Below are 20,106 nucleotides of genomic sequence, written 5' to 3'. Positions count from 1 at the left end.
AAGGAAATGCGTTCGCATTTTCGAGGAGTCTGCGTGCCTTCCGTTCCAACAAAAAGGTATTAAAAATCAACACTGGTCTTTAACATAGCCTTTCTTTTAAAACTCAAAAACCTGGATTTTCAATATCCAGGTTTTGGTGCGCTATTCATTGTTCAATCCCCATCCTTATATTAAGCAGGTTCAGGGGTGACGCCTTTTGTGATCCCTGTTGCCGTTTTTCTTACAAGCTTGGTCTGGTCTTTTCCCATTCCAGGTAAAGTGTTTGCCATTGGCAGCTGTTCGAGCTCTTTTCCTCTAGGCATGCAAGCACCTCCTTTTGTTATAAATTGCCTCATTCACGCAAAAAACCACATGGAATTCCATCTTTTTCATTTGAAGAAAGAGGTATTGGGAATAAGATGCAGAATCATATATTCATCAAGCATGAACAGGATGAGTAAAATGAAGGTTGGTTTGTTGAGGCATTTTAAAGTAACACTTGGATACCCGAATAAGCTTGTGTCATCAGCTGAGCTCCTGCAATGGCAAAGGGAATATGATGAATCGGGTTTGGAGGAAATAAACATCGATTTGCATGGGGTTGAATGGAAACGATGCTATTCCAGTGATTTAGGAAGAGCGAGACAAACGGCAGAGAAGGCTTTTTCGGGACATATTTTTTGTTCAGAAGATCTGCGGGAGATAGCCATTTCGCCAATCCTGAAATCCGGCGTCAAGATCCCTCTTTGGCTCTATTTATCGATGATAAGGACGGCATGGTTTTTTGGTCATGAATCCCAAAAAGAATCCAAGAAGCAAGTATTGGAAAGAATCAATAAAGCGCTCGACTATGCCCTTGCCCATGGAGAAGATGTACTTATCGTAGGACATGGAGGTATTATGATGTTCATGAGGAAAGAGCTATTGAAGAGAGGTTTTTCGGGCCCGAAATTCAACAGGCCGGAAAATGCCAGAATATATATCTTCGAAAAATAAGCCAAATCAAGGGTCAGTTGTTTTTACATCATGGACCGATCCTTGCAGGGCTGGCTATTTTATTTCTTCCATTGCTTTTCCCAGATCAAGTAGTTGGAGATAATACCTATCCTTATAATGTCAATCGGCCGTAGCGAACAGGGACAATGCCTTTGGCCTGAATGAATGGAATCAAACTGTATAGGCAATAGTAATGTCATCCCATGCTTGTAAGGAGGACATAAAATGGAAAATACCCATGATTATGTGAAAAATCTTCAAGAAAACCAGAAGAAAGACGAAAAGAATCAGAAACGCCAGGGGAATGGGCACCCGAGCCGAAAGCTTCCCAACAAGCAGCATTAGAGAGAAAATAGACCTCATAGCAGGTCTATTTTTTGTCCCTGCAATAGAAAAGCTGATAAGTTAAGGGAAAACTTCAGCTTTTTCTTGAATTCGAAGAGATTCTTTTATTTGATCCACTACTAAGGGAATCAGTATGCTTCTTGTCTTTCGCTAATCTTCCTGTTCGATGCTTCGGAGATCGTGCGTCTCCCCAGGATCCCTTCTGGACGAATGCTTCACGGTTGTCCTTCAATCCAGGGTGCCGCTTACCCTTTGTTTTTGTCACTGGACGTTTGCTGCTAGGGTTTTCAATCGTTGGGGCACCAGCCGATCTAATCCCAGGCAGATGTTTTTGCGTGCCATTCGCCCGCTGATCCTGCATTTCCCTGTCCTGTGTTCTGTCACGCATTCCCTCATGGTTCCTCGTATACTTTCCTTTAATTTCCCCGCTTCGTGAAGGATTTTCTTTTGTGTTTTTCCTCTTAGCTGGCTGTATGGCCATTTCTTTATGTTTTAAGCGACCGTTTTTCCTTTCGATTCTTATGTTCAAATCGGTTTCAATCATTTTAAGCAGCTTCTCGTCCTTAGCGGAGTAGAACGTTACTGCCATGCCTTCACGCCCGGCTCTCCCTGTCCGCCCAATCCTATGGATATAACTTTCACTATCATGCGGCAGGTCATAGTTAAATACATGGGTGACGCCGTCTACATCAAGCCCTCTAGCCGCAACATCAGTGGCGATGAGGAATTGGATCCTTGCCTGGCGGAAATTGATCATTACCTCCTCCCTCTTTGCCTGTGAAAGGTCACCATGAAGCTCGTCACAGCTGAAGAAGTTCGCCTGTAGAATTTCATTCAACTTGTGAACCCGTCTTTTTGTACGGCAAAAAATCACCCCAAGGAATGGCTCGTACAACCTCAATGATTCTATAAGATCATTCTGTTTCGCTCTATCTGTAGTACGGATGGCAATTTGTTCGACATTAGCTGAGGGCGCCTGTTTTTTTTCGGCCTGAATATATTCAGGACCACGCATGTGGGATTTCCCCAATTCGCGTATTTTTTTCGGCATTGTAGCGGAAAACAAAAGAGTTTGTCTAGTTTTGGGTGTTTGTTTGATAATCGTTTCAACTTCTTCTAAAAAACCAATCTGGAGCATCTGGTCTCCTTCATCAAGCACAAGCATGTTTACGTAAGAGAAATCGATTGTTTGCTGTCTGATATGATCAAGCAGCCTTCCTGGCGTGCCGATGACAATCTGAATTCCTTTTTTCAGCTCCTTCATTTGTGCCTTTGCATCCTGTCCTCCATATACAGCGAGAATGCCTGGCCCCTCTTTACCAGCGGTAAGCTTTTTGAATTCGTCAGTGATTTGAAGCGCCAGTTCCCTTGTGGGAGTTAGGATTAGAGCCTGTAAAGAAGGGTTGCGGGGATCCACTTTTTCCAGAATCGGTACTGCGAACGCGAATGTCTTGCCTGTACCGGTTTGGGACCGGACCATCAAGTCCCTTCCCTCCATTATCTTTGGGATAGCTTGTGCCTGTATGGAATTCGGGTAACTGATCCCGATGTTTTTCAATGTTTCAGCCAACCATTCGGATATGCCCATTGATATAAAACTTTTCAATTGCATCCCTGCTTTCTCTGATCAGTGCTAGCTATTCTTTCTTTCTTCTGCAGCCTTTCTAATTATCCCCCTTTTCGGGCAGAAAAGGCAAGAATCCTTCTGTGCTTAAAGTCTTTTAAATACAGCTGGTTTTTTGTGAGGAAAACTGTATCTTCAGCATAGCTGCATCTTTCATTACGCGAAAGGCTTAGTCATTGGCGTCAAAGGCTATTATGGCGAGAATGATCACAATGGGCGGTGGGACGGGCAGCTAATGAGCTATGGAGATGGAAAATGATGATTTCTTTGTCAGCCAGGCTGGGTGTATAAGGGCGGAGTGCATATCAACTATTCGATTATCGACTACGAAGCCTGCCTTAATGTTATGGAAATCGGAAAAGAAAAGCTTGGCCCATATAACTGCGCCTTGACGGTCAATTTAACAGCAGAATCGAAATTCAGCGATGCTAGAAAAGCGCTCAACTTATCAATCGAACACACCTATGGCCAAGACAGCCCTGAAGCGGAAGCAGCAGAAGCAGGACTCAATCGAGTCGGAATCACAGGAAAGGTCCTCAAAGTTCTATACCGGCACGCACGTCCAAAAAAACAATGGGGTTTTCAGGTGGATTTTCATCAATTCATATGATACGATTGATAAATTGATAAATAGGAAGTGATGAAAAATGATTAAAATTGAAATCCCTTCGCCTGATGTTGTACTGACGAGGAGCAAACAGCTTGGAGCAAAGGCTGAATCGGTGATCAGCAGTGAATACGGTTTTACTGATTACAATCGGATACCAAGAGATAAAGGCGGACTCATCATGTTCTATGATGCCGCTGACGAATTGATGTTTGTGGGAAAGGCCCGCAAACTAAGGCAGCGAGTGAAAAAACATTTCGAGGACAATGTTTCCCCAATTAAGAACTACCGGCATGATGTGAACAAAATTGCGGTCTTCTACGTAGAGGATCCAATGGAACGTGATATTTATGAAACGTATATCATCAACCGCCACAAAGCGAAATACAATATCGACAAGGTTTTCTTTAAATAAGAAAGAGCCTGTCCCCGTTGCACCCATTGCCTAACGGGACAGGCTCTTTGTCATTTGAACCAGCCTTTTTCCCTGGATTGGGTAATGGCTTCAATGCGGTTTGTCACCTGGAGCTTGTCCAGGATAGTTGAGATGTAATTACGTACCGTACCGGTCGTTATGCTGAGCTGGCCTGCGATTTCTTTTGTGTTTTTCCCCTCTGCCACGAGTTCGAGGACTTCCATCTCACGCTCGGTCAGTGGATTTTCCTCGCTATACACATCATCCATCAATTCAGGAGCATAGATCCTCCTGCCTTCCATGACGCGGCGGATCGAACTTGCCAGTTCCTCGCTGGGACTATCTTTGAGCAAATATCCGCTTACTCCTGCCTTCAATGCTCTCTGGAAATAGCCTGAACGGGCAAATGTCGTCAGAATGATTACTTTGCAACCCAATTCCTTCAGCTCTTCCGCAGCTTCCAGTCCGGTCTTGCCTGGCATCTCAATGTCCATAATGCAAATATCAGGGTTCAGCTTTTTCGCCAAGTCAACAGCCTCCTCCCCGTTGGCCGCTTTTCCGACTACATCCATATCGTCCTCGAGACTGAGCAATGAACCTAGCGCACCGAGGAGCATCCGCTGGTCTTCAGCAATGACAATCCGGATCATGTCATTCCCTCCTTGTCTGTATGTTGCAATACTTTTGGAATCGTGACCAAGAGGTTTGTGCCCCCATTAGAATGAACTTCAAGCGTGCCATTCACAAATTCCAGCCTCTCCCTCATCCCCTGGAGCCCGCTGCCTTTGAAAAAATCTTCCTCGGAAATATTCCCGATTCCATCATCAGTGACTTCCATGGTGACTTCTTTTTCTTTTTGCTGGATAGATACGGTGCAGCGGGAAGCCTTACTGTGTTTCACAACATTCGTTACGGCTTCCTTCAAACACATGCTGAGAATATTTTCAGACAACAATGAAACATTTGAAAGGTTGAAATCTTCTTCATTGCCGATAAATTCGATTTGTGCGGCTTTAAGGAGTTGTTTGATGCGGATGATTTCATCCCTAAGGCGGATGCCACGCATCTCAGCTACCAGCTTCCTTACCTCGTTCAAGGCAGTCCTGGCAGTTTGCTGGACATCCATCAATTCTTCCTTAGCCTGTTCAGGATTCTTGTTGATTAGTTTTCTGGCCAAGTCACTCTTCAAACCGATAAGGGATAGCTTCTGTCCCAGGGTATCGTGGAGGTCACGGGCGATCCGCTGACGTTCCTCTATTTTGATCAATTCGGAAATCTTCTTGTTCGCATCTTCGAGCTTTTCCTCAAGCTGGCCGCGTTCGTTCCGGTTAAAGATGCTGAATGGAAGAAGGATGACGCTGATCCAGACAATCACTATGATTGGCAGCTGCGTGATGAAAAGCTGCTCCTGCAGGACAATTTCAAAATTGATGACAACCGATGTACCAACCAGGTGAATGAAGTAAAGAACGAGGAAAGGAACACGTTCTTTTAAATTCCCGATAAAATAGGCAATGAAAAATGCAAAGTAAACATAACTGAAAAGACTAGCTGAAGCGATGGATATGCCGATAAGGATACATGTCCATAAATAAACGGTCCACCCTTTTGAAACAAAAGCTATCCAGTAAAACAGGAAAAACAGCACCGTCAGTATCGTTCCGGCTACCTTCCCTGAAACGGAAGGAACCTGCCAGATAAAATAAAATGGAAGGATAGCAAGGATTGTCCATATGTATGGTGAAATGCCGGTACTTCTCAAAGAATCAAAAAACTTTTTGAACATGTAATGACCTCTGTTTCGAATGGCGGAATTTTCATTCATTTTACCATAAAAACACTCCCCTCGCTAAGAATCCATTTTTCAATAAAATGGGTCCTGCTTAAAGGGGAGTCTGGTAAAATATATTTCAGGAAATTTCTATGCAGTGATTTTGCTTGCCTTGACTAATGTTTTTAATTCCTTGAAACCGATGAATTGCTTGCTTTCTTCATCCCATAAACGGAATTTCAAGGAACTCAAACTGGTTGTCAATGTAATTGTCGGGACGTTTTGCAATGGTTTTGTATTATTATGAACCTCTTCAAGCTTATAATTAGGAACACGCGGGCTTAAATGGTGGACATGGTGGTACCCGATATTTCCCGTGATCCACTGGAGCACCTTGGGCAGCTTATAATAAGAACTGCCTTCTACTGCAGCCTTTACATATTCCCAATCTTTGTCCGATTCAAAATAGGAATCTTCGAATGTATGCTGGATATAGAAAAGCCATATGCCAAGTGACCCCGAGATAAAGAAAATTGGTCCTTGCACCATCAGGAATGCTTCCCAGCCGATTGCCCAGATCAGCAGGCCGGCAACAGAAAAAATCAAGATGTTTGTCAAATACGTATTCAACTTTTCAGGCGTCCTTGCCCCCTTGCGATTAAAGCGATTCTTAATCAGGACAAGATAAATTGGTCCTAGGATAAACATGACGATGGGATTGCGATAAAGCCTGTACGCAAGCTTGAGCGAAACTGGCGCAGCCAAATATTCATCGACAGTCATCACCCATATATCCCCTGTTCCCCTTTTGTCAAGGTTGCTGCTCGTCGCATGGTGGACGGCATGATCATGGCCCCATTGGCTGTATGGGAACATTGTCAGGACGCCTGTCAATGTGCCGACAACTTTATTCGCTTTTCGGCTTTTGAAAAAAGAATGATGTGTGCAATCGTGGAAAATAATGAATATCCTGATTAACAATCCAGCTGCTGCAACCGAGAATAAAAGAGATAGTAAATAGGATATTGACAGGCTTTGGTAGGCCAAAATCCATAGTGCTAAAAATGGAACGACCGTATTCAGCAATTGAAAGATACTGTCTTTCATGTTTGACTGTTCATAAGGGGCGATCTGTTTTCTGAGTTCTTTTGTCTTGTGTGTAACCATGTTTGGAATTAATCCCCTTTCGGATTTTTATGTTAAGCAAATTATATATAATGGAATGGATTCTGTGCAGTAGCAGGTGTCATATATTACACATGATAAATGTCATATCGACTTCATTTAATGTACTCACGAAATGCCTGAATGAAGCCAGGAATCATCCTGAGTTTTATGATAAAAATGAACCGGTTCATCGATCATATCAAGTGTTTAGGATACAGAGGTATCAATAAAAAAATGGCTGTTTTCTAAAACATTATTGTTTCTGAATCAACTTCAAGAAAAACAAATCGTTTTCGAAAAGATTGGTTGGAACGGAAGGTACGAGACCCCGGAGGGATTCATTGGGAAAGTTAAGAGCCGACAGGCACTTTTGCGCGGAGGAGGCTCAACTCATGCCCCGCTGAAAGCGAGCAGCTTTGAGTGTAAATCAGCCATTTATTAAAAAGAAACAAAGTTTACGAAAACAGCTAAGACAAAAAAGGAGAAGGAAATGAAAAACGCTGTCATTACGGGGGCTTCGAGTGGATTTGGCAAGCTGATTGCCATAGAGTTAGCTAAAGCTGGATTTCATGTCATCGCAACCATGCGTGATTTAAAAAAAGCAGAGGGGCTGCAATCCGCAGCTGCTTTGGAAAATGTGGAGAAAAGAATCGTCATCCTTTCGCTTGATGTAACATCACAACAATCTGTGAATGATTTCAAGAAGGAACTTGACACCATCCAATCGGTCGATGTTCTTGTCAATAATGCGGGGTTTGCATTGGGAGGTTTCGGGGAAGAACTGTCCCTGGATGAATTTCGGCAGCAATTCGAAACAAATTTCTTTGGAACAGTAGCCGTCAGCCAGGCGGCTATCCCATACATGCGGGCAAAAGGTTCAGGGAAAATTATCAATATGAGCAACATAAGCGGCAGATTCGGATTCCCCGGCTTATCTGCTTATGTGGCTTCAAAACACGCACTTGAGGGGTTCAGCGAAAGTCTCCGGCTGGAACTGAGACCTTTCGGGATAGATGTCGTCCTTATTGAACCAGGCTCTTATAAAACGAATATTTGGTCAAATGTTGAAAAAGTTAGGATCCATGAAAAATCACCATACAAATCGGCGATGGCTGCGTTGCTGAAACAAGTAAACGCTGGAAAAAACCATCAAGGTGAACCGCTCGAGGTAGCAAGGGCAGTTGTTAAGATTGCAACAAGCAGCAGGATTTCAAAGCTAAGGTACCCAGTTGGCAGAGGGGTCGGAAGATTGCTGTTCTTCAAAAGCGTGCTGCCGTGGCGCCTGATTGAAAGAATTGTCATGAAAAGAATGCAATAGCTATGATGAAGTTTTTAAAAAAAGGTGCCGGAAATCCAGCACCTTAACTTGATACCATTTTCTTATTCAATAAATTGTTAATCGGATTCAAAAGCATTGCCCCGACGGCCTGGATGACGGTTTTGACGATAACCTGGCCAAGGATGGCTGCAGGCACGGCTTCCCATGGCAGGAAGTTTGCGCCAATCGGGCTTAAACCAATCACCACAAATATTATGGAATCAAGCAGGCCTCCAACGAGGCCGCTGTAAAATACCCTCCAGCTCATCGGCAGCCGCAGCCTCGTGTAAATTTCGGTATCTGTGGTTTCGGCTGCCGCAAAACTCAAGGCGGAAGCCATGACAATCAGCAATGTATCGCCGAGAATATAAGAAGCGATTGCTGATAACATCAGTGCCGTTCCAATAAACAAATAGGTTTTACCCCTGCCGTACATATTTTGGACCAGGTCACGGAAAATGAAGGTAGCACCGATTAGCAGTGTGCCCATCGGTACGATGAATACCCCAAATTGAAGCGGCGCGAATGCCGCTGTCACGACATTGGCTGCAATAATTGAAACAAGGTAAAGGAAAACCCGCATCTCTTTTCCTCCTAAACTCCTCTTTTATTTCCCCAGATGTAAGTATGAAGCTGTGGCAGGACCCTGACGTTCTTCATTTCATGATCGCTTGTGACTTGTCTGACAAGCAATTGAAATTTATGGATCAAATTTTCAACCAGCTTTTCCTTGTCAGCCGCAGCAGTCTCAACATTCCCTACTTGTAAAAAAAAGGGGACGTCTGGGTATCGGTCGTGTATGATTTTGGCATATTGATAATCCTGTTCGTCAAAGACGATGATTTTCAGGCTGATGTTCTGACTGCCTTTATTCATCTTCAGCCTGTGAATGATTTCATCAAGCACTGCGAAATCCGTCTTCATTTTTGAACTTGGAGGTTTTGGCGATAATGTCAGTTCATCAATCTCCATGAACCACTCCTGCCATCTGCTCCCCTGTGTTTCAAGAGCGACTTTGATATCGTTCCTTTTTAAAAGCTCAATCAGGAAAGATAAATTATTTATGAGGGCAGGGTTGCCTCCTGAGATGGTGACAAGTGAGAACCCATTGCCGCCGAGCGTCTTCAATTCCTGCCAAATCTCTTCCGCTTCCAGCTGTCTGATCAAACCCTTTCCAGAACCATCCCAAGTGAAGGAGGAATCACACCACGCACAAGAATAATCACAGCCTGCAGTGCGGACAAACATTGTTTTTTGGCCAATGACCATCCCTTCTCCCTGGATGGTCGGGCCAAAGATTTCTATGACGGGAATTTTACTCACTCTTCATCCACTCCCGTCTTGCCTCAGCGTAACTAGTAGGTGTTTCATATAAACGGACAAACTCGACTCTTGCGCCATCATAAAGGTACTCTCTGTCTTCAAGTGCCGCAGCCATCTTCTCATAAATCCAGACAACCACATTTTCGGCTGTCGTGTTCATCGGCGGCAGTGTTTCATTCAGGTATTTATGATCAAGGAATATTTCGATTTCTGTTTTCCAAATTTCTTTTATGTCGCCAAAATCAATCATCAGCCCGCGGCCATCGACGAAACCGCTCAGGCCAAATATAACTTTATACGTATGTCCATGAAGGTTTTTGCACTTTCCTTCATAAGCGTGCAGGTGGTGCGCTGAATCAAAGGTGAATTCCTTGCTGACAAGCACCCGTTTAGAATGGTATTTCAGCTGATCCCTTTCAATGTCTTCGTCAATTTTTTGAAGCTGTTCGACAATCCGGAATCCGAACATTTTATACAGCTCCTTCCAGAAACGAATCAAGCCCTTTTTTACGCAGCTTGCAGGCTGGACAAACGCCACATCCATCGGCAATGATCCCGTTATAGCATGTCAAAGTTTTCTCACGGATGAATTGAAGCGCCCCCAGATCATCTGCAAGCTTCCATGTTTCCGCTTTATTGAGCCACATCAAGGGAGTGTGGATGACAAAGTCTTGATTCATTGAGAGATTTAGCGTCACATTCAGTGATTTGATGAAGACATCCCGGCAATCAGGATAGCCGCTGAAGTCTGTTTCACAAACACCTGTTACGATATGCCTGGCGTTAACCTGGCTGGCAAGTACGCCTGCAAAAGACATAAACAAGAGATTGCGGCCTGGAACAAATGTATTTGGCAATCCACCTTCTTCCCCGTCCTTTACTTCGATTTCACTTCTTGTCAGGGCATTCGGCGCCAATTGATTCAGTAGATCCATATCAAGGATATGGTGTTTGATGCCGAGTTCTTCTGCAATAGTTTTTGCGCAATCAATCTCGGTCCGGTGCCTTTGATTGTAATCGAATGTGATGGCCTCTACTTCATGGAATCGTTCCATTGCCCAGAACAGGCAAGTTGTACTGTCCTGTCCGCCGCTAAAAACGACTACTGCTTTTTCTTTCTTCATGAATGAACTCCTTTTGAACGAAAAAACAGCACCACTAAGACAGCAGTACTGTTTTCTCTTAGTTTTTTTGAGAGGGTAGCTAGAACCTCTTCCGTCATGACGGATGTATAAAACTATAACTTCTATATTCTATCATAAATCCAAATATATTAAAGCGGAAATTGCTTCTTCCTCTCATCACTGTCCATATGCCAGAACAGGAATGCCGATCGTTTTTTTCTTGATACATTGTTGGCGGCCATTATTCTATCTGTTTCCCAATATGCTAACAGACCGTTTAGAATGGTGATGAAATTACCTTTTCACGAAATTCGGAATGCGTTCACCATCGCTTTCTTGATTTCCTGGCTGCAGCAATGGAAAAATAGCCTTGAATATTTATTGCTGTTCCAAGCAAACAGTGATCATCCCTTGGTCAAAATGTCCTGAGCTGTCTTCCAATCACTTAAGGGAAAACCCATCGAACAGCCTGCCGCCAAATGGCTGCAAAATCAAGTCTGTAATTGCAATCACCTGGCTTTTATCCCCATTTTTGTAGAAGCAGTCAAACGCTTTTGCGAATGAATCAGCCAGCTCTTTATCGAATTTTTCCATCTCTCTGTACATCCATTTCGAGGATCCAATCCAACATTTGTTTGACCGCAACACAAATTCATGAAGAAGGTTTATTAGGCTGCTGGCGATGAAAAGCTCCTCTGTTCGATAGCTGGATCCGATAAAATCATCAAGGATATCTGAAATGAAATATTGCTTGATCCGGATTTCCTTTTCAGACCATTCGCCAGGTCCGTTTGAAAGAATAGCGGCAGCCTCCTTCTGGATTTTCCGCAGCCTCCCGTGATCTTTTATTGGCAGCCCCTCTGCCAGCATCCTTGGCAAAGAAGGCCGCGCTCTTTTAACATCCCTTTCAAAAAAGCCTCTATAATTGTCAAAATTATAGACAAATACTTCAATTGGCCAGCCATAAATAAGCAATGACTCTCTATAAGGATCAGCAATCTTTTGATCGAAGACGACAATATCGAGATCAGATGTCTCTGTCGCTTCGCCTCTTATAACACTGCCTGCCAGCAGAGCAGCATCAGATCCTGGGAAGCGATCATCAACGAACAATTTGGCAGCATCTTTAGGCAATCGTCTGTTATCCATTCATTTTTGCTCCTTTTTGGTAATACCTTGGATCTTGCATACTGTCGGCTTCCAGATTCAAGTCCCTGTCTCGCGACACCTGTTCTATTTTTTTCATTATTCTATATTCAAGTGGAATGGTCAATTGAATTTAAGGAATGTTACATGTTTGCAAAAAAGCGGCCAGTGGTATTTTTATTGATACACACTGACAGGGAGGAATACCGGATGATGACTAAGAATATTGGATTATTGATTTGTTTATCAATCGTTGCCTTAAGCGGATGCAGCAGTGAGGAAACAGGACAGAGCGCAAAGCAGCTTGAGGAGAAAACGAAAGAAGCAGCGGAAAAAGTCAAAAAGGAAACGCCAGGCCTCATCGAGAATATGAAAGAGACCTATAAGGAAAGTGAAAAAGAAGTCATGGACAATACTTTGCAAAAAGGAGAAATCGTAATTGTTGAAAAAAATGCCTACCTTGCGTTGACTACTGATGCTTATGAGGAATTATACCAGTTGATTGAATTTAATAATCTTGAAGGTGTTGACCAGATTATCAAGAAAGATAAAGTGAAAGAGGTCGAAAAAGGAAGTAAAGCAGAAATCCTTGAGCGGGATATCCGCCGTGTAAAAGTGAAAATGAACGTTTCCAGACAAGAGGGCTACTTGCCTGTATCCCTCCTTCAACCTAAAAAATAATATAGGAAAAGGCCCTGGAATTATCCAGAGCCCTTTCCAATTAGCCTTCTTCTTTAGCAAGAAAGCTGCTTGGCATCACAACAGCAATGACCTCTCCTGCTGCCAACTTCACATCCCCAGCAAGGACTTCTACTTCCACTTTCCACTTTTTCGGATGAATTTCATGAATAGTACCTAACGCCTTCAATTCATTTTCCTGTGGTGTCGGGTTGAGGAAATCGACATGAAGCGAAGCTGTCACAAATCTTGGTGGCTCTGCCCCATCCCCTGGTTCGTTGCCATTTTTCCGATGGAGTGCCAGCGCTGCAGAACCTGTCCCATGACAATCAATGAGAGAGGCAATCACACCTCCATACACAAAACCCGGAAGTGCCATATGTTCCTTCGCAGGTTTGTAAAGGGTAACAGTCTGGTCCCCTGACCATGACGTACGGAAATGGTGTCCGGCTTCATTCAGCCTTCCGCAACCATAGCACCAGGAAAAATCATCTGGGTATTCATCTTGAATTGCTTTTGATACTTCATCTGCCATTTTAGTCCCTCCTTCATTTTTATTAGTTCTGCCAAAGGTAAGGAATATCCTTTAAAGCAAGCGATAATTTTTCTAAAGGCAGTTTCTGTATAATAAACGCAACGAAGATGGTCCTAATGGGTAATTTGAGCCGAGATCTTTTGCAACGGAATCCAGATAGTCTAAAGGATCCCACAAGTAATCGGTGTGCAGATCAATATCCAAACTGATTGAGTCGGCCGTTTGGTTGGTGTAGGCGAAGCAATCATAAGAAGCCCTTTTGAGTCAATCATTAAAGGCCAGTTAAACTCTATGTATATATGGTATAATTTTATAAAAAAGGAGGCGTAACATTGATGAAAAAAGGGTTTTATTTGGGATATTTCATGTTTGTTATCGCCATGATTATTGTCTATTTTACCATCCCGCATGAATACGGTTTTTACGCATTACTTGCGTTGGCAATCCTATTTGGGTTTTATCAATTTTTTTTGCTTTCAAAAAATAAAACTCATAAGAGTTGATTCTTTTATTGCGTTAAACCGTTCTTCTTATTTTCCATAAGTTCTTGAGGCGGATGTTGCTGCATCGTTCTTTATTTCTAATCTGCGTCGGTTGGCCCGGATATAGATTTTTCCAGCTTACTTTCTGTATTTGTTCGCCTTTTTCAAAAGGAATAATCTTTCAAAAAGAATTCTTTGAAGATATATCGTGTATAATTTGACTATAGTTTTTCAGCTCCAGGCATTTCGCCTTCCGCGGCCGTGCCGGTGAGGCTCCAGGGCGCTTTAGGCTTCCGGTGCCTCCCTTGCCCCTTTCTCCCGGCGGATTCTTCATGCCCTCCGCCCGAAACCAACGTGGAATCAAAAATCAACACTGTTCTTTAACATAGCTTAGAAATAATAAAGACGGTAAATCAAAAATCGTTCATCTATATTCTTTTCGAACAAGCTGATTTCCTTGATCTTCCTGAATGGAGTTCGTGTGTCAAGGTAATGGATATAATCTTGAGAAGGATAATAAAGGATAATTTCGATCTCCCTCGCGTTTTTTTCTGCTGAAATAAGGATATTTTTCATTACTTTCATGAATATCTGTACAGAAAATGGATTGAAAAAATAAAACTTGTTTTCTCTACTGCTGATTTCATATTCTTCTGCGAGGCAATTTTCAAATCGGATCCTGTCGCCCCTGTTCTTGAAGTTCCGCAAGTAGCTGTTCCTGTTTTTGATAGCCTCATAGTAAAAGGCAGGATTGTGTTCAATCCCTACTACAAACGAATTGAATAAATAATTCAAATAGAAATTCAGTCTTCCTTTTCCAGAGCCAAAATCAACCACTTCGTCACTGCTGCTTAGCTTATAATCAGCAAACAGCTTATCCAATGCGAAGTAGGGAGTCGGTTCGTATGGATGGTAGTGAAAATGGTTATGAAAGCCTATTTGGTCTCCTTCTGTTTTAACACCTAACATTTTTTCTATGAAAGCTTCTTTCATTGGCAAGCTCCGTTCTTCAATGAATAATGTTTTTTGGCGAACTGCCTAGTGACAGGGTTGCTGGTATAACCGCAAAAGAGAATTCTCAGCGGCCATTTAAAGAATACACCCAAAATAATGTTTTCTGAAATTAAGGCATGGATTGTTAAAGGGAAAAATCAGAATGAAGATTATAATTCTATTATTTACCCACTAGCTTGCAGCATCAACATGAAATTTGGATGCTATCCCATAATCTTTACCTGAATGGGGTGTAATGATATTTTTACTGTAATCCTTCCGTTTCTATGGAATTGTAACCTCCGCTTTCCATATGTTTAGATAACATCAATCTGTGGGGATTTCCATTTTCGCAGTAAGGCCTTTCTACAACCTTTTGCTTTTTTCGATCTAAAATTACAAAATAGAATAATTTCCCAAGAAGTTTCCCCCCCTTTCTGTCAAAAAGTATGTTACGGTGAAGATAAGTCAACAATCTTTTGCCTTTTCCGGATTGTTTCAGGAAGGAGTGCAAGAAATGGAAAAAATCAGTGTTTTTCTTGATGACTATCGCATTCCGCCAGCAGGTTATGTTTTAGTTGAAACAATTGATGAATGTTTAATCTTGTTGAATAATTACGAGGTTGATCATCTTTCATTGGACCATGACCTTGTCAGCCAAACGAGAAATGGTTATATGCTGGCGCAAATCATGGTTGATCGAAACCTTTACGCAAATAGAATCACGATTCACTCCGCAAATTCAGTCGGCGGGAAAGCAATGTATAATTGCTTTAAGGAAGCCCAGCAAGATTTCAGGATGCCGCTCTCCATCTCAGTGAATCTAAGACCACTGCCCCTTCACCCCTATAAATCCAGGATGCTTGGTGACAATCCAAATTAACCCTACTGTAATCCCCCATGCCATGCCATTGAAATACAATCCAAATTATGATCTAATCATTTCTTCTTGTTGAATAAAAAGCATTTTTCCCTTCAATATTAGGATTATTTACGAGCTTGCCGGAAAACTTCTGGAAAACACGAGGATCGAGAAAAAGCAGTAACGCATTTTCCACTGCAAGAAGAATTAACGGGCAAAGTCCAGATGGGATGTTTTTTCGCTTATAAAGAAAAAGAACATCCCAATGGATGCCTTTTTTAAAAGCTAAAACCTTTTCCTGAACCATTCTTTTGCGGCCTTTACTTCTCCGGCAGTTAGTTGATGCCCTCTGTCTTCCCAATGCATTTCAACTTGAGCATTGGCCTGTTCAAGCAAAGTCTGCAATTCTTTTGATTCCTCTGGAGAGCAGATGGGGTCATTATTGCCGGCAGCGATGAAAACTTCTGTTCCTGATAAATCAGGAATGCTTACACCTCTTCTTGGAACCATCGGATGATGAAGGATCGCTCCCTTTAAAGCATTTTGGTGATGGAATAGGAGACTCGCTGCGATATTGGCTCCATTGGAATAACCGACAGCAACGATATTCTCCCGCCGAAAATCAAAATTTTGTGCTGCCTCATCAAGAAAATCGTTCAGTTCTTGAGTTCTATGAATAAGATCTTCCACATCAAACATTCCTTCGGCAAGCCTGCGGAAGAAACGTGGCATCCCATTTTCCAGAACATTCCCTCGGATACTGAGTACATTGGCAGTATTGTCAATCATGCCGGCAAGCGGCAGCAAATCATGTTCATCACCTCCGGGTCCCATGGAGCGTTAATAATGTGGGTTTAGAATGATCTGTTCCTTTTTGGAAAATATGTTTCATATTCTCACCTTTCCAATCCAGCTCTCTTACTTGAATCGATATCAATTTTCGTTCAAGCTCAGGATGTATTGCCCGTATTGTTCTAGGAAGCATTATTTTCTGTACCAGTGTTACAAGTGATTCATCAAGGGCGAAGCCAGGTGGATCGGTGGCGATTTCAAAAAAAGGAGATTATCGTCCTTGAAATGGATTGCTTTAAGCTTTCTTAGGGTCATACAAATGACAATCTTATATCTTGAATTCGAGATAATTGTATATAGGAAAGCTCCCTATGTCAAGGGGACTCTATTCTTTGCTTCTTCAGGGATCTTTTAAATAGCTGAGATTTCCTTGATTCCTGCAATGCTGTTTTGATTAGCTGCTTTCTTTCGTTATTTGATGTTCCGGAAATTCTTAAATGGAAAATAGACAAATTCGCTTGTGCCGACAATCTTATCAATTTTGATGTAACCTAATCCATTCCTGCTATCCATACTGTAGAGCCTGTTATCACCCATGACAAATAGGTGGCCGTCTGGAACAGTGAGAGGACCAAAATCCCCGGTAAGCCTGCTGCCATTTTTAGTTGCGTATTTTAGATTCTCCGAAAGATACGTTTCCTTGACGATTTTGCCATTAATATAGAGTTCATCACTTATCATTTCAATCTCTTCTCCAGGAAAACCGATAATTCTTTTCACATAATTTTTTTCTTGACCTTTGATAATGACTATGTCGCCCCTTTTAAAGTCATCTATGGAATTGAATTTATTGACGAAGATTTTTTCCTTGTCATGTAGAGTTGGTTCCATTGAGGCGCCATCGACAATATAAGGTGAAAAAATGAATGCTCGGACAAGGAATGCTACAATTAAAGCGAAAAAGATGGATTTCATCCAGGAAACCAATTCTTGTTTTAAAGTGTTGTTCTCCATAATAATTTCCTCCTGCTATTTAAACTTATTGGTGCATCCATGTGTTTCATCCAGAAACCAGAAACATTCAATGGGTAAATACCTTGCTTTAACCTTAAAAATGCAACATTACTTTGATTCTATCATAACAAATGGCAATTATACCGTATTATGGTTGAAAAAAGGCACCCCAGCCGTTTTCACGACCGAGTGCCCCTATATTTTTACTCCATCGATAAATCGTGGCGTGTGTAAAAATTTTGGTATCTATATAAAATCTCGAATTTCGCTTCCTTTCCTTCACAAGGAAAGGTATAAATGGTCCTGGTAGGTTCGTCCATTTTTTGATAGTCGATAGAAAAATTCTCTGCCGCCGATTCCAGAAATGCCTCCAACTCTTTTCTTTTGATTGTATTGGGCTGCCCATGACTTTCCTTTTTGGTCCGTTTTGTATTGATGTATTGGTTGATCGATGCTAGAAATTGTTCTCCTTGATTGTGTAGTAACAGCGTAATCATTCCTTTACACATTTAGTATCTTTATCCGTTGTCAAAAGGGGTTTGATCTGTTGGATCTTGGTTCATTCGAAAGACCCGCTAAAGGATATAGAATGCGAAGGGCTTCCGAGCAATAATTGCGGTAGGACAGAAGAAAAGGAATTCCACATGGATAATAAAGTCTGAATAATAAAAAAAGTCAGAAAAGGAGTGAATTTACCATCCTTTTCTGACTTATGTCTGGTTCTATGCCCATTCATTGTTATCAGAATACTGTATATTAAAATATTTTAGGCATGTGGTCATAATCGTAAGAAAGATTAAGAGTTTTAATCTTATCCCTAAAAGGAATGATAGCATGTCCCGGCTGATCTAACAAGGGGAGATATCATTAATTCGGTTTCAGGACGAATAAAATATAACTCTTATCCCGTTTAAAATCCCAATCAACAAAAAAGTCAAGGATTTTTGAATCAAGCTGGCTTTCAATTTCAAGCCTATGTTCGTCAATCATCCGTTTTTCCAGTTTCTTTTTTACGACTTTCAGGGTTTCCTGGAAACCCAGTTGGATGAATTCCTTCTCAAGGCTGATGAGAGTCCCCTTTCTCACAACAATCAATGTCCGTTCATTGAGCAGTCCAGATTGGATTTGTTCAGGTTTCTTTTGGATTTTAATGCTTAAGTCGATAATCTCCTTCTCAACTTCTGCTTTATTGCGATACTGACTTAAAGCTGTCTGCTCTTTTGACTCCAGTATAAATAGAAGGACTCCAGTTTTGGCATCCAAATTCCAGTCATAATAAAACTCTTTGACTTGATCTTCTGTATTCGTCTCTATATAGGCCCTGATTTCCTGTTCCAATGTTTCCATCATCAGATCTCTTGTTTTCTGTACATATACACTTTGCTGGCTGCCCATCAACGTCTTTTCCATCGGGGATAGAAAATTAGTAACGTAAATAGAGACAAACGGGCTAGCTACACTGCAAAAAACATTGCCAGGTCCACGGCCAAAGTTTTCCCTCAGAAGCCGGCCGATGAAACCACTTATTTCTTTTTCCAAAACTGCTACATCCATATTTTATCCCTCTATCCAAGATACTCCTCATTTTATTCCCTGATTGAAACTTAGCAAAACATCTAGCAAGTCCCGTTCAGCGTGGGTTTTATTATTCTGTATTTTTTCGTTCTATCACTTGCCATATGTAATCAGGATAAGGCGAGTTGGCTGAGGCGCCATCCAAATGACCTCTGATGGATGTGCGTGCCATCAGCAACAACTGTGGAACGATTGATTTTGAAAAGCATAATTTGCATTCAGCTAAATCTCCCAAGGCTGATTCAAAATTCTTTCGCTGACAGTGGCAGGAAGAATTTCACACCTTTTTTATTGAAAGGCAGGATTTTCATATCTGCGATTAAATGACTTATGTAGCCAATAAGGCAGGTAGGGAAAATTCCAACTACACCAATCGATTGTTCGAAACCTCTGGCAATAGCCGCAAAAAATACTAAGCCGATAAGGGAATGCGTATAGGTTCTGTGTGGAATTAAAGAAGCAACAATGATATAGACACCCAATAATATAAGCCAGTATTCTTGAAGTGATATGCCTCCAGCTAAAACCCCTATTCCAGTAATAGTCAGCATCCGCCTTTGTGTCAGGACTGAGGAAATCATGACCATTGCCGCTCCAATTCCTATACCAATCCATTTTTCCGTTGAATCTCCTTCCATGAAGCTGTAGAGGACCATTAACAGCCCAATGAGCTGGGCGACTGGGCGGATCATCTTATATGATAATGTGATCTTGTTGCTTAATTTACCATCGATATCGATGTCAGGCAACAAACCGGAAACTGCTCCTATACCTGATAAAAGCATTGTTGCCGAAGGATCACTATTCACCGCAGTCGCCGTAAAGAAACCTGCTGCCGCACCTAGTGCCGCATGTGCTGTACCATTCAATCTCTTTCCACCTTTTCTCTCTATGTATGAAGAAATGATAGTATATTCTATAAAAAGCGAAGTGACAATCCGATGAAAGACTTAATTTATGTGAAAGGACCTCCTATGGCTTGATGTCTGGATTACTGGGCTCCCAATTATACTGTTCCAATGAAAGGGTATGAGAGTTATCAAAAACAATCCCTTCAGCTTCAAGCATTAATTTCTGGTTTATATACATTTCTTGCTCTTTAAAACCAATTTGCCCTTTTGAGTTGAGCACGCGATGCCAAGGCAAATGATGTTTTTCTGACATCGAATGGAGAACCCGCACGACCTGTCTCGCCGCTTTTGGACTCCCGGCCAGTCTGGCAATTTGTCCATAGGTCATCACCCTGCCGGCAGGTATGCCGCTAATGATATTGATAACTTCCTTTGTGAAGTTCTCCATGGCTCTCCCCCTTAAATTAAAATAAAATTGTAGTGAATGAAAAAAAGAAAATGATTAGTTT

At 41.9% G+C, this 20,106-nt stretch carries 26 protein-coding genes, 1 pseudogene and 1 riboswitch; of the genes and pseudogenes, 8 read left to right on the top strand and 19 right to left on the bottom strand.

Annotated features, from left to right (window positions below; all coding sequences use genetic code 11):
• Positions 1-170 precede the first annotated feature (170 nt).
• Positions 171-302 carry a hypothetical protein gene (locus JJQ88_RS21565; RefSeq protein WP_282597702.1) on the bottom strand — a complete coding sequence of 44 codons (132 nt, stop codon included), beginning with the start codon at positions 300-302 and terminating at the stop codon, positions 171-173.
• A 139-nt stretch (positions 303-441) separates the two neighbouring features.
• Between JJQ88_RS21565 and JJQ88_RS13480 the strand changes: the two genes are divergently transcribed.
• Positions 442-975 carry a histidine phosphatase family protein gene (locus tag JJQ88_RS13480; protein WP_210366565.1) on the top strand — a complete coding sequence of 178 codons (534 nt, stop codon included), beginning with the start codon at positions 442-444 and terminating at the stop codon, positions 973-975.
• A 225-nt stretch (positions 976-1,200) separates the two neighbouring features.
• Positions 1,201-1,320: a DUF4023 domain-containing protein gene (locus JJQ88_RS13475; RefSeq protein WP_210366564.1), complete on the top strand. Its 120-nt coding sequence runs from the start codon at positions 1,201-1,203 to the stop codon at positions 1,318-1,320.
• Between the two features lie 73 nt (positions 1,321-1,393).
• Here JJQ88_RS13475 and JJQ88_RS13470 read toward each other — a convergent pair whose 3' ends face one another.
• Positions 1,394-2,932, bottom strand: a complete 1,539-nt coding sequence (locus JJQ88_RS13470) for a DEAD/DEAH box helicase (protein WP_481748305.1) — start codon at positions 2,930-2,932, stop codon at positions 1,394-1,396.
• Positions 2,933-3,242: 310 nt separating this feature from the next.
• On the opposite strand from JJQ88_RS13470, the gene JJQ88_RS13465 reads away from it, so the two are divergent.
• Together JJQ88_RS13465 and JJQ88_RS13460 are read left to right on the top strand one after the other, a co-directional pair.
• The gene (locus JJQ88_RS13465; RefSeq protein ID WP_210366561.1) at positions 3,243-3,554 is read left to right on the top strand and encodes a gluzincin family metallopeptidase; all 312 of its coding nucleotides are present in this window, start codon (positions 3,243-3,245) and stop codon (positions 3,552-3,554) included.
• A gap of 37 nt (positions 3,555-3,591) precedes the next feature.
• A complete protein-coding gene (locus JJQ88_RS13460; protein ID WP_210366559.1) occupies positions 3,592-3,966 on the top strand; it encodes a nucleotide excision repair endonuclease in 375 nt (124 codons plus the stop codon).
• A 50-nt stretch (positions 3,967-4,016) separates the two neighbouring features.
• On the opposite strand, the gene JJQ88_RS13455 is transcribed toward JJQ88_RS13460, so the two are convergent.
• The 3 genes from JJQ88_RS13455 to desA form a co-directional block, all read right to left on the bottom strand.
• On the bottom strand, positions 4,017-4,616 hold the full coding sequence (locus tag JJQ88_RS13455; protein ID WP_210366558.1) for a response regulator transcription factor: 600 nt from the start codon (positions 4,614-4,616) through the stop codon (positions 4,017-4,019).
• The gene (locus tag JJQ88_RS13450) at positions 4,613-5,752 is read right to left on the bottom strand and encodes a sensor histidine kinase (protein ID WP_210366556.1); all 1,140 of its coding nucleotides are present in this window, start codon (positions 5,750-5,752) and stop codon (positions 4,613-4,615) included. Before JJQ88_RS13450 ends, JJQ88_RS13455 begins: the two co-directional genes overlap by 4 nt.
• Before the next feature lie 135 nt (positions 5,753-5,887).
• Complete coding sequence (gene desA, locus JJQ88_RS13445) at positions 5,888-6,904, bottom strand: Delta(5) desaturase DesA (RefSeq protein WP_210366554.1); 1,017 nt, start codon at positions 6,902-6,904, stop codon at positions 5,888-5,890.
• Positions 6,905-7,394: 490 nt separating this feature from the next.
• Here desA and JJQ88_RS13440 point away from each other — a divergent pair, with 490 nt between their 5' ends.
• Entirely contained in the window at positions 7,395-8,222 is an 828-nt protein-coding gene (locus JJQ88_RS13440) for an SDR family oxidoreductase (protein ID WP_210366552.1), read from the top strand.
• A 43-nt stretch (positions 8,223-8,265) separates the two neighbouring features.
• On the opposite strand, the gene JJQ88_RS13435 is transcribed toward JJQ88_RS13440, so the two are convergent.
• From JJQ88_RS13435 to JJQ88_RS13415, 5 genes are all read right to left on the bottom strand, one after another.
• On the bottom strand, positions 8,266-8,805 hold the full coding sequence (locus JJQ88_RS13435) for a VUT family protein (RefSeq protein ID WP_210366551.1): 540 nt from the start codon (positions 8,803-8,805) through the stop codon (positions 8,266-8,268).
• An 11-nt stretch (positions 8,806-8,816) separates the two neighbouring features.
• Positions 8,817-9,545, bottom strand: a complete 729-nt coding sequence (gene queE / locus JJQ88_RS13430; RefSeq protein WP_210366549.1) for a 7-carboxy-7-deazaguanine synthase QueE — start codon at positions 9,543-9,545, stop codon at positions 8,817-8,819.
• Positions 9,538-10,014, bottom strand: coding sequence for a 6-carboxytetrahydropterin synthase QueD (gene queD, locus JJQ88_RS13425; RefSeq protein WP_210366548.1), 477 nt, complete (start codon positions 10,012-10,014; stop codon positions 9,538-9,540). Before queD ends, queE begins: the two co-directional genes overlap by 8 nt.
• A gap of 1 nt (position 10,015) precedes the next feature.
• A complete protein-coding gene (gene queC / locus JJQ88_RS13420; protein WP_210366546.1) occupies positions 10,016-10,669 on the bottom strand; it encodes a 7-cyano-7-deazaguanine synthase QueC in 654 nt (217 codons plus the stop codon).
• Between the two features lie 52 nt (positions 10,670-10,721).
• Positions 10,722-10,764: riboswitch (PreQ1 riboswitch) on the bottom strand.
• Between the two features lie 346 nt (positions 10,765-11,110).
• Positions 11,111-11,818 (bottom strand): nucleotidyltransferase domain-containing protein, encoded by a 708-nt coding sequence (locus JJQ88_RS13415; RefSeq protein ID WP_210366544.1) that lies wholly within the window; start codon positions 11,816-11,818, stop codon positions 11,111-11,113.
• Positions 11,819-12,025: 207 nt separating this feature from the next.
• Here JJQ88_RS13415 and JJQ88_RS13410 point away from each other — a divergent pair, with 207 nt between their 5' ends.
• Positions 12,026-12,496 (top strand): hypothetical protein, encoded by a 471-nt coding sequence (locus JJQ88_RS13410; protein ID WP_210366542.1) that lies wholly within the window; start codon positions 12,026-12,028, stop codon positions 12,494-12,496.
• Positions 12,497-12,536: 40 nt separating this feature from the next.
• Here JJQ88_RS13410 and JJQ88_RS13405 read toward each other — a convergent pair whose 3' ends face one another.
• Positions 12,537-13,028, bottom strand: a complete 492-nt coding sequence (locus JJQ88_RS13405) for a PaaI family thioesterase (protein ID WP_210366541.1) — start codon at positions 13,026-13,028, stop codon at positions 12,537-12,539.
• A gap of 335 nt (positions 13,029-13,363) precedes the next feature.
• Between JJQ88_RS13405 and JJQ88_RS13400 the strand changes: the two genes are divergently transcribed.
• Positions 13,364-13,531: a hypothetical protein gene (locus tag JJQ88_RS13400; RefSeq protein ID WP_210366540.1), complete on the top strand. Its 168-nt coding sequence runs from the start codon at positions 13,364-13,366 to the stop codon at positions 13,529-13,531.
• 369 nt (positions 13,532-13,900) lie between these two features.
• On the opposite strand, the gene JJQ88_RS13395 is transcribed toward JJQ88_RS13400, so the two are convergent.
• Entirely contained in the window at positions 13,901-14,503 is a 603-nt protein-coding gene (locus tag JJQ88_RS13395; protein WP_210366539.1) for a class I SAM-dependent methyltransferase, read from the bottom strand.
• Between the two features lie 517 nt (positions 14,504-15,020).
• On the opposite strand from JJQ88_RS13395, the gene JJQ88_RS13390 reads away from it, so the two are divergent.
• Positions 15,021-15,386, top strand: a complete 366-nt coding sequence (locus tag JJQ88_RS13390; RefSeq protein ID WP_210366535.1) for a cyclic-phosphate processing receiver domain-containing protein — start codon at positions 15,021-15,023, stop codon at positions 15,384-15,386.
• A 52-nt stretch (positions 15,387-15,438) separates the two neighbouring features.
• On the opposite strand, the gene JJQ88_RS13385 is transcribed toward JJQ88_RS13390, so the two are convergent.
• From JJQ88_RS13385 to JJQ88_RS13355, 7 genes and pseudogenes are all read right to left on the bottom strand, one after another.
• Positions 15,439-15,672: a hypothetical protein gene (locus tag JJQ88_RS13385; protein WP_210366534.1), complete on the bottom strand. Its 234-nt coding sequence runs from the start codon at positions 15,670-15,672 to the stop codon at positions 15,439-15,441.
• A pseudogene (locus JJQ88_RS13380) lies at positions 15,651-16,257 on the bottom strand (alpha/beta hydrolase). The gene JJQ88_RS13385 and the pseudogene JJQ88_RS13380 overlap by 22 nt, the downstream one beginning before the upstream one ends.
• Before the next feature lie 371 nt (positions 16,258-16,628).
• A complete protein-coding gene (gene lepB, locus JJQ88_RS13375; RefSeq protein WP_210366533.1) occupies positions 16,629-17,171 on the bottom strand; it encodes a signal peptidase I in 543 nt (180 codons plus the stop codon).
• A gap of 203 nt (positions 17,172-17,374) precedes the next feature.
• Positions 17,375-17,668 (bottom strand): hypothetical protein, encoded by a 294-nt coding sequence (locus tag JJQ88_RS13370; protein WP_210366530.1) that lies wholly within the window; start codon positions 17,666-17,668, stop codon positions 17,375-17,377.
• Between the two features lie 370 nt (positions 17,669-18,038).
• Positions 18,039-18,725, bottom strand: coding sequence for a Na-translocating system protein MpsC family protein (locus JJQ88_RS13365; RefSeq protein WP_210366528.1), 687 nt, complete (start codon positions 18,723-18,725; stop codon positions 18,039-18,041).
• A gap of 263 nt (positions 18,726-18,988) precedes the next feature.
• Positions 18,989-19,615 carry a metal-dependent hydrolase gene (locus JJQ88_RS13360; protein WP_210366526.1) on the bottom strand — a complete coding sequence of 209 codons (627 nt, stop codon included), beginning with the start codon at positions 19,613-19,615 and terminating at the stop codon, positions 18,989-18,991.
• 103 nt (positions 19,616-19,718) lie between these two features.
• A complete protein-coding gene (locus tag JJQ88_RS13355) occupies positions 19,719-20,045 on the bottom strand; it encodes an MGMT family protein (RefSeq protein WP_210366524.1) in 327 nt (108 codons plus the stop codon).
• Between the last annotated feature and the right edge of the window lie 61 nt (positions 20,046-20,106).

Source organism: Bacillus sp. REN3 (genome assembly GCF_017912555.1).
Classification (GTDB): domain Bacteria; phylum Bacillota; class Bacilli; order Bacillales; family Cytobacillaceae; genus Mesobacillus.
This window is presented reverse-complemented; position numbering and strand designations above follow the sequence as displayed.

Bases quoted from the DNA above. Each gene is read 5' to 3' on its own strand.
- JJQ88_RS21565 (WP_282597702.1), bottom strand. From the start codon at position 302: ATGCCTAGAGGAAAAGAGCTCGAACAGCTGCCAATGGCAAACACTTTA.
- JJQ88_RS13480 (WP_210366565.1), top strand. From the start codon at position 442: ATGAAGGTTGGTTTGTTGAGGCATTTTAAAGTAACACTTGGATACCCG.
- JJQ88_RS13475 (WP_210366564.1), top strand. From the start codon at position 1,201: ATGGAAAATACCCATGATTATGTGAAAAATCTTCAAGAAAACCAGAAG.
- JJQ88_RS13470 (WP_481748305.1), bottom strand. From the start codon at position 2,932: ATGCAATTGAAAAGTTTTATATCAATGGGCATATCCGAATGGTTGGCT.
- JJQ88_RS13460 (WP_210366559.1), top strand. From the start codon at position 3,592: ATGATTAAAATTGAAATCCCTTCGCCTGATGTTGTACTGACGAGGAGC.
- JJQ88_RS13455 (WP_210366558.1), bottom strand. From the start codon at position 4,616: ATGATCCGGATTGTCATTGCTGAAGACCAGCGGATGCTCCTCGGTGCG.
- JJQ88_RS13450 (WP_210366556.1), bottom strand. From the start codon at position 5,752: ATGTTCAAAAAGTTTTTTGATTCTTTGAGAAGTACCGGCATTTCACCA.
- desA (WP_210366554.1), bottom strand. From the start codon at position 6,904: ATGGTTACACACAAGACAAAAGAACTCAGAAAACAGATCGCCCCTTAT.
- JJQ88_RS13440 (WP_210366552.1), top strand. From the start codon at position 7,395: ATGAAAAACGCTGTCATTACGGGGGCTTCGAGTGGATTTGGCAAGCTG.
- JJQ88_RS13435 (WP_210366551.1), bottom strand. From the start codon at position 8,805: ATGCGGGTTTTCCTTTACCTTGTTTCAATTATTGCAGCCAATGTCGTG.
- queD (WP_210366548.1), bottom strand. From the start codon at position 10,014: ATGTTCGGATTCCGGATTGTCGAACAGCTTCAAAAAATTGACGAAGAC.
- queC (WP_210366546.1), bottom strand. From the start codon at position 10,669: ATGAAGAAAGAAAAAGCAGTAGTCGTTTTTAGCGGCGGACAGGACAGT.
- JJQ88_RS13415 (WP_210366544.1), bottom strand. From the start codon at position 11,818: ATGGATAACAGACGATTGCCTAAAGATGCTGCCAAATTGTTCGTTGAT.
- JJQ88_RS13410 (WP_210366542.1), top strand. From the start codon at position 12,026: ATGATGACTAAGAATATTGGATTATTGATTTGTTTATCAATCGTTGCC.
- JJQ88_RS13405 (WP_210366541.1), bottom strand. From the start codon at position 13,028: ATGGCAGATGAAGTATCAAAAGCAATTCAAGATGAATACCCAGATGAT.
- JJQ88_RS13400 (WP_210366540.1), top strand. From the start codon at position 13,364: ATGAAAAAAGGGTTTTATTTGGGATATTTCATGTTTGTTATCGCCATG.
- JJQ88_RS13395 (WP_210366539.1), bottom strand. From the start codon at position 14,503: ATGAAAGAAGCTTTCATAGAAAAAATGTTAGGTGTTAAAACAGAAGGA.
- JJQ88_RS13390 (WP_210366535.1), top strand. From the start codon at position 15,021: ATGGAAAAAATCAGTGTTTTTCTTGATGACTATCGCATTCCGCCAGCA.
- JJQ88_RS13385 (WP_210366534.1), bottom strand. From the start codon at position 15,672: ATGGTTCAGGAAAAGGTTTTAGCTTTTAAAAAAGGCATCCATTGGGAT.
- lepB (WP_210366533.1), bottom strand. From the start codon at position 17,171: ATGGAGAACAACACTTTAAAACAAGAATTGGTTTCCTGGATGAAATCC.
- JJQ88_RS13370 (WP_210366530.1), bottom strand. From the start codon at position 17,668: ATGATTACGCTGTTACTACACAATCAAGGAGAACAATTTCTAGCATCG.
- JJQ88_RS13365 (WP_210366528.1), bottom strand. From the start codon at position 18,725: ATGGATGTAGCAGTTTTGGAAAAAGAAATAAGTGGTTTCATCGGCCGG.
- JJQ88_RS13355 (WP_210366524.1), bottom strand. From the start codon at position 20,045: ATGGAGAACTTCACAAAGGAAGTTATCAATATCATTAGCGGCATACCT.